The organism is Nonomuraea terrae (assembly GCF_044465245.1).
GTDB lineage: Bacteria > Actinomycetota > Actinomycetes > Streptosporangiales > Streptosporangiaceae > Nonomuraea > Nonomuraea terrae.
Genome location: NZ_JBITLL010000004.1, coordinates 202147 through 216981 on the forward strand (window position 1 = coordinate 202147; position 14835 = coordinate 216981).

The 14835-nt window shown below is 72.3% G+C and carries 17 protein-coding genes; 10 read left to right on the forward strand and 7 right to left on the reverse strand.

The annotated features are described in order from the left end of the window. Positions 1 to 53: 53 nt before the first annotated feature. The 3 genes from ACIBP6_RS19095 to ACIBP6_RS19105 are packed head-to-tail and all read left to right on the forward strand — an operon-like array spanning position 54 to position 2538. Positions 54 to 770 carry an ABC transporter permease gene (locus tag ACIBP6_RS19095; protein WP_397053777.1) on the forward strand — a complete coding sequence of 239 codons (717 nt, stop codon included), beginning with the start codon at positions 54 to 56 and terminating at the stop codon, positions 768 to 770. A gap of 32 nt (positions 771 to 802) precedes the next feature. After that, positions 803 to 1936 (forward strand): sensor histidine kinase, encoded by a 1134-nt coding sequence (locus tag ACIBP6_RS19100; RefSeq protein WP_397053779.1) that lies wholly within the window; start codon positions 803 to 805, stop codon positions 1934 to 1936. After that, positions 1933 to 2538 (forward strand): DNA-binding response regulator, encoded by a 606-nt coding sequence (locus tag ACIBP6_RS19105; protein ID WP_397053781.1) that lies wholly within the window; start codon positions 1933 to 1935, stop codon positions 2536 to 2538. The genes ACIBP6_RS19100 and ACIBP6_RS19105 overlap by 4 nt, the downstream gene beginning before the upstream one ends. A 1-nt stretch (position 2539) precedes the next feature. Here the strand turns inward: ACIBP6_RS19105 and npdG are convergent, their stop codons facing one another. Beyond that, entirely contained in the window at positions 2540 to 3193 is a 654-nt protein-coding gene (gene npdG / locus ACIBP6_RS19110) for an NADPH-dependent F420 reductase (protein WP_397053783.1), read from the reverse strand. Positions 3194 to 3293: 100 nt separating this feature from the next. Here npdG and ACIBP6_RS19115 point away from each other — a divergent pair, with 100 nt between their 5' ends. The 3 genes from ACIBP6_RS19115 to ACIBP6_RS19125 all read left to right on the forward strand — a co-directional run bounded on the left by ACIBP6_RS19115 (position 3294) and on the right by ACIBP6_RS19125 (position 4853). Then, complete coding sequence (locus ACIBP6_RS19115) at positions 3294 to 3872, forward strand: hypothetical protein (RefSeq protein ID WP_397053785.1); 579 nt, start codon at positions 3294 to 3296, stop codon at positions 3870 to 3872. A gap of 79 nt (positions 3873 to 3951) precedes the next feature. Beyond that, the gene (locus tag ACIBP6_RS19120; protein ID WP_132620642.1) at positions 3952 to 4212 is read left to right on the forward strand and encodes a CBU_0592 family membrane protein; all 261 of its coding nucleotides are present in this window, start codon (positions 3952 to 3954) and stop codon (positions 4210 to 4212) included. Further along, positions 4209 to 4853 carry a cyclase family protein gene (locus ACIBP6_RS19125; RefSeq protein ID WP_397053787.1) on the forward strand — a complete coding sequence of 215 codons (645 nt, stop codon included), beginning with the start codon at positions 4209 to 4211 and terminating at the stop codon, positions 4851 to 4853. The genes ACIBP6_RS19120 and ACIBP6_RS19125 overlap by 4 nt, the downstream gene beginning before the upstream one ends. Positions 4854 to 4855: 2 nt before the next feature. Here ACIBP6_RS19125 and ACIBP6_RS19130 read toward each other — a convergent pair whose 3' ends face one another. After that, the gene (locus ACIBP6_RS19130; RefSeq protein ID WP_132620638.1) at positions 4856 to 5059 is read right to left on the reverse strand and encodes a hypothetical protein; all 204 of its coding nucleotides are present in this window, start codon (positions 5057 to 5059) and stop codon (positions 4856 to 4858) included. 5 nt (positions 5060 to 5064) lie between these two features. On the opposite strand from ACIBP6_RS19130, the gene map reads away from it, so the two are divergent. Beyond that, a complete protein-coding gene (gene map, locus ACIBP6_RS19135; RefSeq protein ID WP_397053789.1) occupies positions 5065 to 5913 on the forward strand; it encodes a type I methionyl aminopeptidase in 849 nt (282 codons plus the stop codon). Between the two features lie 23 nt (positions 5914 to 5936). Here the strand turns inward: map and ACIBP6_RS19140 are convergent, their stop codons facing one another. The 4 genes from ACIBP6_RS19140 to ACIBP6_RS19155 form a co-directional block, all read right to left on the reverse strand. After that, positions 5937 to 6326 (reverse strand): sensor histidine kinase, encoded by a 390-nt coding sequence (locus ACIBP6_RS19140; RefSeq protein WP_397053791.1) that lies wholly within the window; start codon positions 6324 to 6326, stop codon positions 5937 to 5939. 211 nt (positions 6327 to 6537) lie between these two features. Further along, on the reverse strand, positions 6538 to 8514 hold the full coding sequence (locus ACIBP6_RS19145) for a cytochrome c oxidase assembly protein (RefSeq protein ID WP_397053793.1): 1977 nt from the start codon (positions 8512 to 8514) through the stop codon (positions 6538 to 6540). Next, entirely contained in the window at positions 8511 to 9131 is a 621-nt protein-coding gene (locus ACIBP6_RS19150) for a copper resistance protein CopC (protein ID WP_397053795.1), read from the reverse strand. Before ACIBP6_RS19150 ends, ACIBP6_RS19145 begins: the two co-directional genes overlap by 4 nt. A gap of 44 nt (positions 9132 to 9175) precedes the next feature. Beyond that, positions 9176 to 10459 (reverse strand): helix-turn-helix domain-containing protein, encoded by a 1284-nt coding sequence (locus tag ACIBP6_RS19155; RefSeq protein WP_397053797.1) that lies wholly within the window; start codon positions 10457 to 10459, stop codon positions 9176 to 9178. 61 nt (positions 10460 to 10520) lie between these two features. Between ACIBP6_RS19155 and ACIBP6_RS19160 the strand changes: the two genes are divergently transcribed. Further along, positions 10521 to 10655 (forward strand): hypothetical protein, encoded by a 135-nt coding sequence (locus ACIBP6_RS19160; protein WP_281282822.1) that lies wholly within the window; start codon positions 10521 to 10523, stop codon positions 10653 to 10655. Positions 10656 to 10795: 140 nt separating this feature from the next. On the opposite strand, the gene ACIBP6_RS19165 is transcribed toward ACIBP6_RS19160, so the two are convergent. Beyond that, positions 10796 to 12289 carry a PucR family transcriptional regulator gene (locus ACIBP6_RS19165; protein WP_397053799.1) on the reverse strand — a complete coding sequence of 498 codons (1494 nt, stop codon included), beginning with the start codon at positions 12287 to 12289 and terminating at the stop codon, positions 10796 to 10798. A gap of 94 nt (positions 12290 to 12383) precedes the next feature. On the opposite strand from ACIBP6_RS19165, the gene ACIBP6_RS19170 reads away from it, so the two are divergent. Continuing rightward, positions 12384 to 14597 carry a molybdopterin cofactor-binding domain-containing protein gene (locus tag ACIBP6_RS19170; RefSeq protein ID WP_397053801.1) on the forward strand — a complete coding sequence of 738 codons (2214 nt, stop codon included), beginning with the start codon at positions 12384 to 12386 and terminating at the stop codon, positions 14595 to 14597. Further along, positions 14581 to 14814: an EF-hand domain-containing protein gene (locus tag ACIBP6_RS19175; RefSeq protein WP_132620622.1), complete on the forward strand. Its 234-nt coding sequence runs from the start codon at positions 14581 to 14583 to the stop codon at positions 14812 to 14814. The genes ACIBP6_RS19170 and ACIBP6_RS19175 overlap by 17 nt, the downstream gene beginning before the upstream one ends. Positions 14815 to 14835: the final 21 nt, after the last annotated feature.

Sequence of the window (14835 nt, forward strand, 5' to 3'; positions counted from 1 at the left end):
CGCCGCGCTGCCGAACATCCCCTCGACGCCGACCGACCCTCGTGGAGGACACCGTGAGTCTGACCGCCGCCTACCGTCTGGGGACCCGACTGTTCTGGCGGGACACACCCATGCTGATCGGCACGGTGATCACACCGGTCGTGCTGTCCGTCGGCCTGCCCGCGCTCATGCGGCACCTCTCGCCCGGCGGCGCAGCCCTGGCCACGGTGGTCTTCCAAGGCTCGATCGCGCTGCTCCTGGCGCTCACCGCGCTCATGAACACCACGATGACCCTGTCCGTCCGCCGCGACCAGCTCGTGCTCAAACGTCTGCGCTGCACCCGCCTGACGGACGCCCAGATCCTCCTCGGCCAGATCGCCGGCACGGCCACGCAGACCTTCGCCCTGATCGTGCTGTGCACGGTGGCCGTGCGGTTCGCCGCCGGCGTCCCGCTGCCCGCGAACCCGCTCGCGTTCGCCGCCGTCACGGCCGCCGGCTCGGCCGTGCTGACGCTGCTCGGCGCGGCGTACACGGCCGCGGTCCCGCGCGCGGAGCTGACGCCCGTCTTCACCATGCCCGTCTTCCTGCTGGCCTGGTTCGCGTCGGGGACGATCCCGATCCCGCTGCCCTCGTGGCTGGAGACCGCCTTGGGCCTGCTGCCGACCACGGCCGTGGTGGACGCCGTCAGGACCGGCGACGTGGCGCTGCCTCTCCTGGTCCTGGCCGCCTGGACCGCCGCCGGGCTGGCCGCGATCCGGCTGTGGTTCCGCTGGGAACCCCGCCGGTCCTAGGGACCGGTCGTAGGCCCGTCATAATCGGCACTGTGGTCGCCTTCTCGGCCCGACGGCTCGCCATCGGGCTCATCACGGCCGTGTCCTGCGCGTACACGGCGATCGCGCTCCTCTACCTCCTGCAGGGCCCTCTGTACGGCGCGCTGGCCGTGCTCGCGATCCTCGCCGTGGTCATCACCCACCACGTCAACCTGCGGGCCGGCCTGCGCGGCGAGCGCCCGCCCCGCTACCCGCTCACGCTGGTCCTGCAGGCGGTCGTCACCTACCTGCCCGACCCCCTGCTGCCGGGCGGCATGTCGGCGGTGAACGCCCCGCTGCTGGCCGGAACGCTGCTGGTGTCGCTGCCGCTGCGCCTGGCCACGCCGCTGGTCGCCGTGATGATGCTGTACGAGGGCGTGGCGCTGGGGCTGCTGTCGCACTTCCCGCCGGTGATCGTCTGCTTCTACCTGGTCACCGTGCCGACGACGGGCGCGATGACGTACGCGATGGTGCGGTTCGCCCGCGTGACGGCCGAGCTGGAGGAGGCCAGGGCCGAGCTGGCGGAGGCCGCGGTGCTGAAGGAGCGGCTGCGCATCTCCCGCGACCTGCACGACGGCCTGGGCCGCAGCCTCACGGCGATCGCCCTCAAGGGCGACCTCGCGGCCCGGCTCGTCGAGCGCGACCCCGGCTCGGCCCGCACCGAGGTGGAGGAGCTGGCCCAGGTCGCCAGGGAGGCGGCCCACGACGTACGCCAGGTGGCCAGGGGTTTCCGCGCCATGTCGCTGACCGGCGAGGTGCACCGGGCGGTCGCCCTGCTGGAGTCGTCCGGGGTCGGCGTCCAGGCCCACCTGGCCGACGTGGCGCTGCCGCGGCGCTCGGAGGAGGCGCTGGCCTGGGGCGTGCGCGAGGCGGTCACCAACGTGCTGCGTCACAGCAGGGCCACCGTCTGCACGATCACCACCTCGCCCCACGACGGCACGCTCCGGCTGGAGATCGCCAACGACGGCACCCCACCCGTACCGGACACAGCCGGAACGGGTGGCGGCGGCCTCACGAGCCTCGCCGAACGCGCCGCGCAGGCGGGCGGCTCCTGCACCGCCGCCCCGACCGGCGCGGGCGGCTTCGTCCTGACCATGGAGGTCGCCTTGGAGGGTGCCAGGGACGGCGCCATGGACGGCGCCGCGTGATCCGCGTGCTGCTGGCCGAGGACATGCACATGATCCGCGCCGCCCTCACCGCCCTGCTGCGCCTGGAGAACGACATCGAGGTGGTCGCGGAGGTCACCCGCGGCGACGAGATCCTCCCCGCGGCGCTGCGGGTCCGGCCCGACGTCGCCGTCCTCGACATCGACCTGCCCGCCGTGGACGGCATCACCGCGGCCACCACGCTGCGCGAGCGCCTGCCGTCGTGCCGCGTGCTGGTGCTCACCGCCCTGGGCCGGCCGGGTCACGTCCGCAGGGCGCTGTCGGCCGGCATCGAGGCGTTCCTCGTCAAGGACGCCCCCGGCGACCGGCTGGCGGACGCGGTCCGGCGCACGGCCGCGGGGCTGCGCGTGCTGGACCCCGAGCTGGTCTCGACCGCGATGGAGTACGGCGAGAGCCCCCTGACGCCCAGGGAGTCGACCGTGCTCGGGCAGGCCGCGCTCGGCGCCTCTGCCGAGGAGATCGCCTCCCGCCTCCACCTGTCCTCAGGCACGGTACGCAACTACCTGACCACGGCCATCGCGAAGACGGGGGCACGCAACAAGATCGACGCCATCCGGATCGCCCAGGACGCCGGCTGGCTGTAGCTCAGATGTCGGTGATGCGCAGCCCGGCGTGCGCCTTGTAGCGGCGGTTCACCGAGATGATGTTGGCGGTCAGCGCCTCGATCTGGTGGGCGTTGCGCAGCCGCCCGCCGAAGACACCGCGCACGCCCGGGATGACCTCGGCCAGCGCCTGCACCGTGTCGGTGGCCTCGCGGTCGTCGCCCAGCACCAGCACGTCGAGGTCGACCTTGTCGACCGCGGGGTCCATCAGCAGCACGGCGGACACGTGGTGGAAGGCCGCCACCACCCGGCTGTCCGGCAGCACGGCCGCGGCCTGCTGGGCGGCGCTGCCCTCCTCGACCGGCAGCGCGTACGCGCCCTGCTTGTCGAAGCCGAGCGGGTTCACGCAGTCGACCACGATCTTCCCGGCCAGTTCGGCGCGCAGCGACTCCAGCAACGCCTTGTGCCCCTCGTACGGCACCGCGACGATCACCAGGTCGGCCGCGGCGGCGACGGCGGCGTTCTCGTCGCCCTCGACGCCGGCCCCGATGGACTCGGCCGCCTCGTGGGCGCGCTGCGCGCTGCGCGACCCGACGAGTACCCGCCGCCCGGCCAGCGCGAACCGCCGCGCCAGCCCCTTGCCCTGGTCGCCCGTGCCGCCCAGGATGCCGATGGAAAGCCCGCTCACATCTGTCATAGCCCCGATGATGCCAGCCGCGCCGCTGCCCCGAGCGCCCCGGCCCCGCCATCATGGCGAATCACTCTCCCCTCGCCAGTCCGTCGGGCACCATGGAGGCATGGACTCAGGATCGGTGGCCTTGCTGCGCGAGCTCCTGGAGGGCAGCGGCTGGCTCGAACGCGCCCGCGAGCTCGGCCTCGCCCTGCGCGCCACCCGGTCCCCCGGCGGCCTGCTGGTGGTGGGGCCGCCCGACGACGAGCCCTGGCACGTGACCGCGCACCTCAGCGACGAGGCCAGGTACGCGGGCCTGCCGCAGCTCACGCCCACCTTGGTGCGCTGGCGGCCGCCCGCCGACGCGCCGGCCCATCTGCGCGTCGGCCTCGACCGCCTGGAGCGCGCCGCGCGCGGCGAGACGCTCTTCGTGCTGGCCGAGCAGCAGGCGCCGGTCCCCCTGCTCGAACGCGTCGACGACGCCAGGCGCACCGGCGCGACGATCCTGGCCGTCCAGGGCGGCGACCCCGAGCTGGCCGGGCTCGCGCATGACGCCATCGCGGTGCCGAGCGGCGGGCCGGTGACGTTCGACGGCGCGCAACACCTGGTCAGCGCGGCGGCCGGCGAGATCGAGCAGCGCCCTGGCCTGCGCGACCGCCTGGCCCGCCTCCTGGAGAAGGTCAGCGGCCCCCGGGTCACCGACTAGATCCATGAAGGGCCGCTTACGGCGCGCATCAGATTTCGTTATTTGCCCTTCACAGCGGCGCCTCCCGACAATGTCCCCCATGGACTTCCTGCTCACCGTGGTCGGCTGGCTCGGCGCCGCCCTCCTGCTCACCGGCTACGGCCTGGTCTCGTCGTCGCGCATGTCGGGCGACGGGCTCACGTACCAGATCATCAACCTCGTCGGATCCGTCAGCCTGATGATCAACAGCGCCTACAGCTCCGCCTGGCCGTCGGTCGGGCTCAACTTCGTCTGGGCCGCCATCGGCGTCGTGGCCCTGGCCAAGCTGGTACGCCTGCGGACGAGGACGGTCGCCGGATGATCGTCGACCTCAGCCACCGCATCACCGAGGGCATGACCACCTACCCCGGCATCCCCGGCCCCGCCCTGGGCGTCCACCTGAGCAGGGAGGACTCACGCGAGGTGTACGCGCCGGGCACGGAGTTCCACATCGGCGTCATCACGCTGACCGCCAACACCGGCACCTACGTGGACACCCCGCACCACCGCTACGCCGGCGGCGCCGACCTGGCGCAGGTGCCGATCGACCGGCTGGCCGACCTGCCCGGTCTCGTCCTACGGGCAGGCGGCGAGCGCGCGGTCACCGTGGACCGTTCGCTGGACGTACGGGGCCGCGCCGTGCTGATCCACACGGGCTGGGACCGTCACTTCGGCACGGAGGCCTACTTCTCCGGCCACCCCTACCTCGCCCCCGAGTCGGCCGCCTGGCTGGCCGAGCAGGGCGCGGCGCTGGTCGGGATCGACTCGCTGAACATCGACGACACCCCGCCGCGCGGCGAGCGGCCCGCCCACTCGATCCTGCTAGGGGCGAGGATCCCCCTGGTGGAACATCTGACCGGCCTGGCGGCCCTGCCCGACGAGGGCTTCCGCTTCCACGCCGCGCCGCCGATGGTGGCGGGCATGGGCACGTTCCCCGTCAGGGCGTACGCCGTCGTGCCGTAGCGTCACTCCTCGTCCTGGTCCGCCTCTTCCCAGGTCTTGTTGCGGTCGGCGGCGCGCTGCAGCGCCCCGGCCGCCTCCTGCTCCGTGGAGTAGGGGCCCATCCGGTCTTTGTTGGGGCAGCCCTTCTCGGGCTCGACGCGCATGTGCTTGAGACAGAACCACCACTGGCCTTCGCTCACGTGGTCAATTCTGCCCCGTAGACTCATGTTTCATGACGACACTGCTCCAGCCAGGGCGAGTTTCGCCCTTGCGAAAGGTCCCCGCCCACATCGAGCGGCCGGAGTACGTCGGCAAGAAGCGCCCCAGGACCGGCGAGTCCGACGTGAAGAGTCCCGAGATGATCGAGCGCATGCGCGTGGCCGGCAAGATCGCCGCCCAGGCGCTCGAAGAGGTCGCCAAGCACATCCGGCCGGGCGTCACGACCGACGAACTCGACAGGATCGGCCACGAGTTCCTCATCGACCAGGGCGCCTATCCCAGCACGCTGGGCTACAAGGGCTACCCCAAGTCGTTGTGCACGTCGATCAACGAGGTCATCTGCCACGGCATCCCCGACGACACGGTCCTGCGCGACGGTGACATCGTCAACATCGACATCACCGCCTACATCGGCGGCGTCCACGGCGACACCGACGCGACCTACCTCGTGGGCGAGGTCGACGAGGAGTCGCGGCTGCTGGTCGAGCGCACCCGCGAGGCGATGATGCGCGCCATCAGGGCCGTCGCCCCCGGTCGCCAGCTCAACGTCGTGGGCCGCGTCATCGAGGCGTACGCCAAGCGCTTCGGCTACGGCGTCGTCCGCGACTTCACCGGTCACGGCATCGGCACGACGTTCCACTCCGGCCTGATGGTGCCCCACTACGACGACCCGTCGCTGCGGGTCGAGCTGGTGCCGGGCATGACGTTCACCATCGAGCCGATGCTCACCCTGGGCACGATCGAGTACGACATCTGGCCCGACAAGTGGACCGCGGTCACGAAGGACCGCAAGCGCACGGCCCAGTTCGAGCACACGATCGTGGTCACCGAGAAGGGCAGCGAGATCCTCACGCTGCCCTGACCCGGCGGCTCACCTGCGACAGGTCACTCGTGGTGGGGCACCACACCGCTCACGGTCGTGCCCTGCCCGAGCACGCTGTTGACCGAGAGGTTCCCGCCGATCTCGGCGAACGCGGCCCGCATGCGCGCGATGCCCCGCCCCGGCCCGGCCGCGAGGAAACCGCGGCCGTCGTCGCTGACGGTCATGCGCAACCCCTTCTTGCCGGCCGTCACGGCGATGGAGACCGTCCGGGCCCGGCTGTGCCGCTCGACGTTGGACAGCGCCTCGTGGAGCACGGTCATCACGGCGCTGGAGACGGGCGAGGGCACGTCGGTCTTGGGCAGCGCCCAGGTCTCGACCGCGATGCCCGTCCGCTCCGACCACTCGGCGAGGCAGCTCTCCAGCTCCTCCGCCAGGCCCTGCCCCCCGCGCATGCGTGTCTCTTCCGCCAATTGGATCTCGCCTTCCTTGGCACCCGAGCCCACGCCGGTCCCCACTCCGGCGCACCCAACGTCGCGGTGCGCGTCCCCCCTCAAGGCCTACGCACGCTGACTGATGGGGTTATGCCCGTCTCCCCTGTGAGAAAGGCTACCTGTCAGGCCCAGGGACTTGTAGTCGGAAAGTGCAAGCACCATCCCCGCAACGCTACTCGCCCTTGTCCGCACGGTTGAGTTTGGCGAGGTAGTCGTTGTAGCTGTCGAGCTCGGGATCTCCGGCGCCGGTGCGGTCGGCCCGGCGGTCGGCCCGCTTCGCCTGCCGGTCGTCGTCGCGGTACCACTGCACGGCGATGGCCAGCAGCACCATGAGGGTCGGGATCTCGCCGAACCCCCACGCGATGGCGCCGCCGTCGCGCTGGGTCTGCAGCAGCGTGTCGCCCCACGTGCGGCCGAGCTGCTCATACCAGCCCTGGGCGACGGGCGAGCCCATCATCATCAGCGCGATGCCGAAGAAGGCGTGGAACGGCATCGTGACGAAGAGCATCAGCAGCCGGCCGACGTGGGGCAGGCGGTTGGGCCCCGGGTCGACGCCGATGATCACCCAGAAGAACAGGCACCCGCTGAGCAGGAAGTGCAGGGTCATCGCGATGTGGCCGAGGTGCTCGTTCATCGCCGACTCGAACAGCGGCGTGAAGTAGAGCGCGTACGTGGAGGCCACGAAGATGGCCGTGGCGACCACGGGATGCGTGATGACCTTGGTGAACCGGCTGTGCAGGATCGTGACGACCCACTCGCGCGGCCCCCTGTCGCCCCGCCTGGCCGCGGGCTTGAGCGCGCGCAGCGCCAGCGTGACGGGACCGCCGAGGACGAGGAAGATCGGCACGACCATCGAAAGCGTCATGTGCTCGACCATGTGGACGTCGAACATCACCTTGGCGTAGCGCGCGAGCCCGCTCTGGGTGCAGAACACCAGGATCGCCACGCCGACGAACCAGGAGACGGTGCGGCCGACCGGCCAGTGGTCGCCGCGCCGCCGCAGCCGGATCAGGCCGAGCAGGTAGAGCAGGGCCAGCACGCCGGCGACCGCGGCGAAGAACAGGTCGAACCACCACAACGTCAGCATGTTGCCGATGGAGAACGCGGGTGGCATCGGGAAGCCGAGCAGTTCGTAGGCCCGGTCGGCGGGGACGCTGAAGGCGGGCGGCGGTGTGCGCGACAGCGCCACGGCCACGCCGACGGTGGCGGCCATGAGCAGCAGCTCGCCGCCCGCCAGCCGGGTGAACGCGCGAGGCTTGCGGCCTTCGAGGTCGGCGAGCGTGCGCTGCCGGTGCCAGTAGCCGACGTAGCCGAGCAGCACGAACGCCACGATCTTGACCACGGCGAGCACGCCGTACTCGGAGGTCCACAGGTCGGACAACGCGCCGAGGCGGGCCACCAGGCTGAACACCCCCGACAGGCCCACCGCGGCGTAGCACCACAGCGCCATGCGCGAGAAACGGGCAGCGGCCACCTCCAGCTGCGGCCGGCGGAGCACGGCGTGGACGGCCAGCACGCCGAGCCCGCCGACCCACAGGGCGATCGAGAGCAGGTGGAGCGAGACCGAGGAGGTGGCCAGGTCGTGGTTGGGCGAGGAGGAGGTGTGACCGGTGAGCGGCGCCGGCAGCAGCGTCACCATCGCGAACACCAGCAGCCCCGCCGCGGCCCCGGCGGTGATGGCGCCGCGCGAGAACAGCGCGATCGCCACCCCGAACAGCACCACGAGCGTCAGCGCGACGCCCTGCGTCGTCTGGGTGGCGTAGCTGGTCAGGATCGTACGGTCGAGGATCTGCGGCACCGTGCGGCCGATGGAGTCGGCGGCGCCGAAGACGATGGCGAGGAACGCGCCGCCCGCCCAGGTCAGCGCCGCCCAGGAGGCGGCCTTGACGTAGGACAGCGCGCCGGCGCCGAGCACGCCCTTGTCGTTGGGCAGCAGCATGGCGGCCATGAGCAGCAGGCCGACGGTGACCAGGCCCGCGGTGTCCATGAGGAGCTTGGACAGCGGCAGGCCCCATCTGACGACCACGCCCGCGTCGGGCAGGCCGGGGATGATCCTGGGGAACGCGCTGCCGCCCGCGATCATGGCGAGGGCCAGGGCGACGACGGCCGCGGCCGCGGCCGCGAGACTGAGACGAGCGGCGCGGCTCACGGCTTCCTTCTTCTCGCGCTCACCAGGAACCCGATGCCGATGCCGATGAGCGCGCCGACGACGATGATCAGCCACACGGGGTAGGTGACCCCCTCGTCGGCTGCGGCCTCGTCGGCGGCCACGCTCGCGGCGGCGTCGGCCGGGGTCGGCGGGCCGGCGCTCGCCGGTGGGGCGGCGCCGCTGCTCGCCGAGACGGCGGGGGCCGGCTCGGCCGGGGCGCTCGCCGACTCCGCCGTGCTCGGGGTGGGCGTCGGGGCACCCTTCACCCGGAAGGGGATCTCCCCCTCGATCGGGTGCCCGTCGGACGACACGACGCGGTAGGCGATCGTGTAGCGCCCGTCGGGCAGCGGCCCGTCGACGGCCTGGGTCACGACCGCGCCGTCGACCTCGGGCTTGCCGCTCTCGTGCTGGGCGTCGCCGTCGCCCCGCACGATGACGAACGGCATGCGGACCTTGCCGCTGAACTCGAGCCTGACCTCGTCGAGCGACTCGACCGTGGCGTCCTTGGCCGGCGAACTGCTCTTGAGCGCGTCGTGCGCCAGCGCCGGGGCGGCGGTGCCGATCACCAGCAGGGCGGCGAGAATCGCGGTGAGTGCCGCGAGCGGGGAAGTCTTCATGACACCCCCAAGGCTACCGAGGCCGCCGCCCGGTCCGAACCCCCCTACAGCCCCGCGCAGGACAGCGCCCGCTGGTAGGCCTCGACGGCTCCGTCGGCGTCGCCGAGTTGTTCCAGCGTCTCGCCGGTGGCGTACCAGGTGGAGGCCGAACGGCGGGTGTCGGGCAGCGGCGTCAGCCAGTCGCGGACGGACGCCACGTGGGCGGCGGCCTCCTCGGAGCGGCCGACGGCGCCGTAGATGCGGCCGAGCAGCAGATGGGCCTCGGCGCCCAGCACGTGACCGAACTCGGGGACGAGTTCCATGCCGGCCTTGGCGTGCTCCGCCGCCTCGGTGAGGTCGCCCGTCATGTACTCGGCGCAGGCCAGCTCGACGCGGACGCGGGCGCGGTCGACCTGGCTGACCGAGGTCTGGTCGAGCTCGTCGACCGACGCGCGCAGCGCGTCGCGTACGGACTCGGCCTCGGCGGGCCGGCCCCGCAGCCGCCGCTGCTGGAGGGCGACGCGCGTACGGGCGATGCCGCGCGGGTCGCCGGTCTCCGTCTGCACCGCCATCGCGCGCTCGGCGAACGACAGCGCCTCCTCGTGGTGGCCGGTGGTGTGGGCGACGATGGAGGCGTTCCAGTTGGCGGCCACGATCGCGCGCGGCGTGCCGAGCGTGTCGGCGGCGTTGAGCAGCTCGGCCGCGAACTGGCGGGCGCGCAGCAGATCGCCGCGGAGCACGTAGGCCGCGAGCAGGGTGGCGGCCAGCTCGACCAGCGAGTCGCTCCACGGCATGCGGGCGTCGCCGGCCAGCATCTGCTCACCGACCTGGACCGCCTCGCTCAGCCGCTCGCTGTCGCGGTAGGCGCGGCAGAGCACCATGGCCACCTCGACCCGGCGGTCGACGGGCATGTCCTCCTCGCGCAGCCTGAGCAGGATGGAGATCGTCTGGTCGAGATCACCGCACGCTTCGTGGGCGAGCGCAAGCCCGAATTCCGTCTCTTGACGAAGAGCCGTCAACCCTGTCAGGTTGTTGTTCGCCAGCAATTCGGTGAAACGAGTGCGGGCCTCCCTGACCTCTCCGTTCTCGAGGGCCAGCCGCGCGTAGCCGAGGGCGAGCTCGATGTCCTCCATCTGCTCGGCGGTGACGCCGTTGATCAGATAGGACAGCGAACAGTCCAGCTTTTGTGCCAGAAGTTCAAGAACGGCCCCTGTCGGGGTACGCTTGCCACTCTCGATCAACGAGACGTAACTGTCCGACAACTCGGGGTGCGCAAGCTGTGCCTGGGAGAGGCCGCGTTGCCGTCGAACCGTTCTGATGCGGAGTCCGACCTGGTCAGAAGTGGTCACAGTCGTCGCTCCCTGAGAAGATGATGTCCGAGCAACCCCACAAGGCGAGGGAGAACCCCCAATGCGCATGCGTTTTGCCCTGTCCGCTCTGATCGCCGCCCTTGCTGTCGCGGTGACCGTCGGAGCCAATGCTACGGCCGCCAGCGCCATCGCGTCGCCCGTCTACAACACCATGGACGACATGTACTGCTGCTGACGTGATCCCGGCAAGAGGGGGCACGTCCGTCTGCCAGGCTCGACACCGCACATCGCCGGCAGGCCGGACTCGGCCGGGACAACGGCACCGCACTCGCCGTTCAGGCCCGCGCCCCCTCTTCGCCGGGGTGTCCCCCGAGGTCATCGGGGCGGCCCCGTGTCTCTCAGGGCCAGGAAGAAGTCGACCCTGTCGGCCATCGTCGACAGGTCTCTGCCGGTCAGCTCCTCGATCCGCCTGATGCGGTAGCGCACGGTGTTGACGTGTACATGAAGCTGTTCGGCGCACGCGTGCCACGATCCCGCGCAGTCGAGGAAGACGCCGAGCGTGCGCACCAGGTCGGACTGGTGGCGGCGGTCGTAGTCGAGCAGCGCTGACAGCAGCCGGGCCGCGAACGACCTGCGCACGTCGCCCGGCACCGTGGCCAGCAGCAGCGCGTGCGTGTAGATCTCGTCACTGGTCACCACTCCCCCGGCCCGCGCCTCGGCCAGCCGCCGCGCGTGGCCGGACTCCTCGACGCCGCCCTTGAGCGCGGCCGCGCCGGTCAGCGCCCCGCTCAGCCCGACGCACAGGCGGGTGTCGGGCAGCACGGACAGCACCTCGGCCCCCGCGCGCAGCCGTTCGGCCAGCTCTCCGGTGGTGCCGCCGCGCAGCGGCACGACGGCCACCGCGCCGTCGGCGCCGGCCGCGGCGACGACCTCGCGGCCGAGCAGCTCCTCCACGATCTGGCCGCCGAGCGTGGCGGGGTCGGGCCCGCGGGTGGCGCCCGGCCGCGGGGCGGTGGCGCCGACGATCGCGTACGGCTCCGCCGCCTCGATCCCGCACGTGCGCAGCCGGGCGTTGAGCTCGGCCACGTCGGCCTCCGCCAGCGCGGCCACGACGAGTTGCTCGATCAGCCGGCGCTCGACCCGGCGGCCCTCCTCCGTACGGCTGCGTTCGAGGCCCACGCAGGCGGCCAGCTCGTAGCCGAGGTCGGCGTGGCCCGTCAGGTCGCCCTCGCAGACGAGGGCCCATCCGGCGGCGCGGTGGCCGCGGCCGACCGCGAAGATCGTGTGCTCGCCGGCCAGGACCGGCAGTCGCGGGGCCGTGAGGTACGCCTTCGCCAGGCGTACGGGATCGCCGGCCGCGCCGACGATCACCTCGCCCGAGGCCGACAGCACGGCACCGGTGACGCCGAGCTCGGCGGCGGTCAGCTCGAACAGCTCGCGCAGGCCCGCACCCTCGACGACGGCGGCGACCAGGCGGCGGTGGCGGCCGAGGGCGTCGCGCACGTCGGCCGCGAGCAGCGGCATGACACGCTCGGCGAGCGTACGGAACGACACCTCCGTCGGCACCTCGACCAGCGGCAGGCCGGCCGCCCGGCACGCGGCCACCAGGTCGGCCGGCACGTGGCCGAGCCACGCCTGCCCGGCCCCGAGCGCGGCCACCCCCGCCTCGGCCAGCGCGGCCACGAAACGCTCCGAGTCTTCTGGAGCCTGCCGCCACAGCAGGCCGGTCAGCACCAGCTCGCCGCCGCCGAGGTAGCGCCCCGGCTCGGGCAGGTCGGTGATGTACACGCCGCGGAACTCGCGGCCGGGGTCTCCGGCGAGCAGGGTGAGGCGGAGATCCTCGATGGCCAGCAGGTCGGATATCCGCACTTGGAGGAATATACAAGCCCGGCAGGACAACCGCTGACCCGGATTTCACGCCGGGCGCTAGGAGGGCACCGGGCCGCGGTGCTCTACTCGGAGGATGATGGAGACGGTGCCGCCCCCGGCGGTGACGGACCAGGGCGTCGGCGCGAGCGCCCGCCGGCCCGACGCCACGCTGAAGGTGACGGGCGAGTTCGCCTACGCCTCCGACCTGTGGCTGGACGGCATGGTGTGGGGGGTGACGCTGCGCAGCCCGCACCCGTCGGCGTGGATCCGCTCGATCGACGCGGGGCCCGCGCTGGCGATGCCGGGTGTGCTGGCCGTCCTGACGCACGAGGACGTGCCGGGCGCGAAGTTCTACGGCCTCGACCTGAAGGACCAGCCGGTGCTCGCCATCGACCAGGTCCGCTACCAGGGCGAGCCGGTCGCCGTGGTGGCGGCCGACCATCCGGAGACGGCCCGGCGCGCGGCCGCGGCCGTCGTGGTCGACTACGAGCCCCGCGAGGCCGTGACCGATCCCCGCAAGTCGCGCGACGTCGTCAGGCGGCAGCCGGTGCGCCGCGGCGACACGTTCGAGGCCGAGGTCGTCGTCACCGGCGAGTACGAGGTCGGCATGCAGGACCAGGCGCCGCTCGGGCCCGAGTCGGGCCTGGCCGTGCCCGCCGAGGACGGCGGTGTCGACCTGTACGCCGCCACCCAGTGGCTGCACGTGGACCGCGACCAGATCGCCCCCTGCCTGGGCCTGCCGCCCGAGAAGGTCCGCATCACGCTGGCGGGTGTCGGGGGCGCGTTCGGGGCCCGCGAGGACCTGTCGATGCAGATCCACGCCTGCATGCTGGCCCTGCGCCTGAACCGCCCGGTCAAGATGGTCTACGGCCGCGAGGAGTCGTTCTTCGGCCATGTGCACCGCCATCCCGCCTGGATGCGCTACGAGCACGGCGCCACCCGCGACGGCCGGCTCGTCTACGTCCGGGCCGAGATCCTGCTGGACGGCGGCGCGTACTGCTCGTCCACCCCCGCCGTGGTGGGCAACGCCGCCTCACTCGGCGCGGGGCCGTACGAGGTGCCGAACGTGCACGTGGACGCGACCGGCGTGTACACCAACAACCCGCCGTGCGGGGCGATGCGCGGGTTCGGCGCGGTGCAGGCGTGTTACGCGTACGAGTCGCAGATGGACCGGCTGGCCGAGGCGTGCGGCCTGTCGCCGGTGGAGATCCGGCTGCGCAACGCCGTCTCCCAGGGCTCCCGGCTGGCGACCGGCCAGGTGATCGACTCCCCGGCTCCGCTCGCCGAGATGCTGCGGGAGCTCGCGTCCATGCCTCTTCCCGAGGCGTCCCGCGGCGAGCGCGACCTGCGGACCCTGCCGGGCGGGGTCTCGCAGACCACCCACGGTGAGTCCGTGCGCCGCGGTGTCGGGTACGGCGTGGGGATCAAGAACATCTGCTTCTCCGAGGGCTTCGACGACTACTCCACGGCCCGGGTGCGCGCCGAGCTGGTCGGCGGCGAGCCGCGCGTCACCGTGCACACCGCGGCGGCCGAGGTCGGCCAGGGCCTGGTGACGCTCCAGGCCCAGATCGCCCGCACGGAGCTCGGCATCGAGGACGTCACCGTGGCCGCCGCCGACACCTCGGTCGGCTCGGCGGGCTCGTCGTCGGCCTCGCGCCAGTCGTACGTGACGGGCGGGGCGGTGCGGGCGGCCTGCGAGGCCGTGCGCGAGCGCTTCGACGGGCTGCCGCCGCGGGAGGCGCTGGCCAGGTTCGGGCCGATCGAGGAGACCCGCGAGTACCGGCACCGGCCGACGTACCCGATGGATCCGGACACCGGGCAGGGCGACTCCCACACGCAGCTCGCCCTGTGCGTGCACCGGGCGGTCGTGGACGTGGACGTGGAGCTCGGCCTGGTCAAGGTGGTGGAGCTGGCGGCCGTGCAGGACGTCGGGCGGATGATGAACCCGCAGGCGCTGGAGGGCCAGATCCACGGCGGTTCGGCCCAGGGCCTGGGCCTCGCGCTGATGGAGGAGATCCAGGTCCGCGACGGGCAGGTGCTGAACCCGTCGTTCACCGACTATCTGATCCCCACGATCCTCGACATGCCGCCCATGCAGCTGAAAATCGTGGAATTTCCGGACCCGGCGGCTCCGTACGGATTGCGCGGTGCGGGCGAGCCGCCCACGCTGTCCTCCACCCCCGCCATCGCCGCCGCCGTGCGCGCGGCCACGGGGCTCCGGTTGACTCGCGTTCCGGTCAGGCCGGAAGATATCGCCTTGTCCGATAGCGGTATCACAGAGGGGGCATCCGATGGCAAGCGCGCGTGAGGCGGCCGAGGCTGAGTTCGAGCGCTTCGACACCGACGGCGACGGCCTGCTGACCGCCGACGAGATCAGGAAGGCCAACGACGCGCTGGGCGGGCAGGGCGCCTCCGAGAGCGAGGTCGAGGCGTTCATCGCCGCGGCCGACAGCGACGGCGACGGGACGATCAAGCTGGAGGAGTTCGTCGCGCTCGTGGGCCACGGGCGGCACGAGAAAGCGTGATCTTGACCCTCGCCGGGTAGC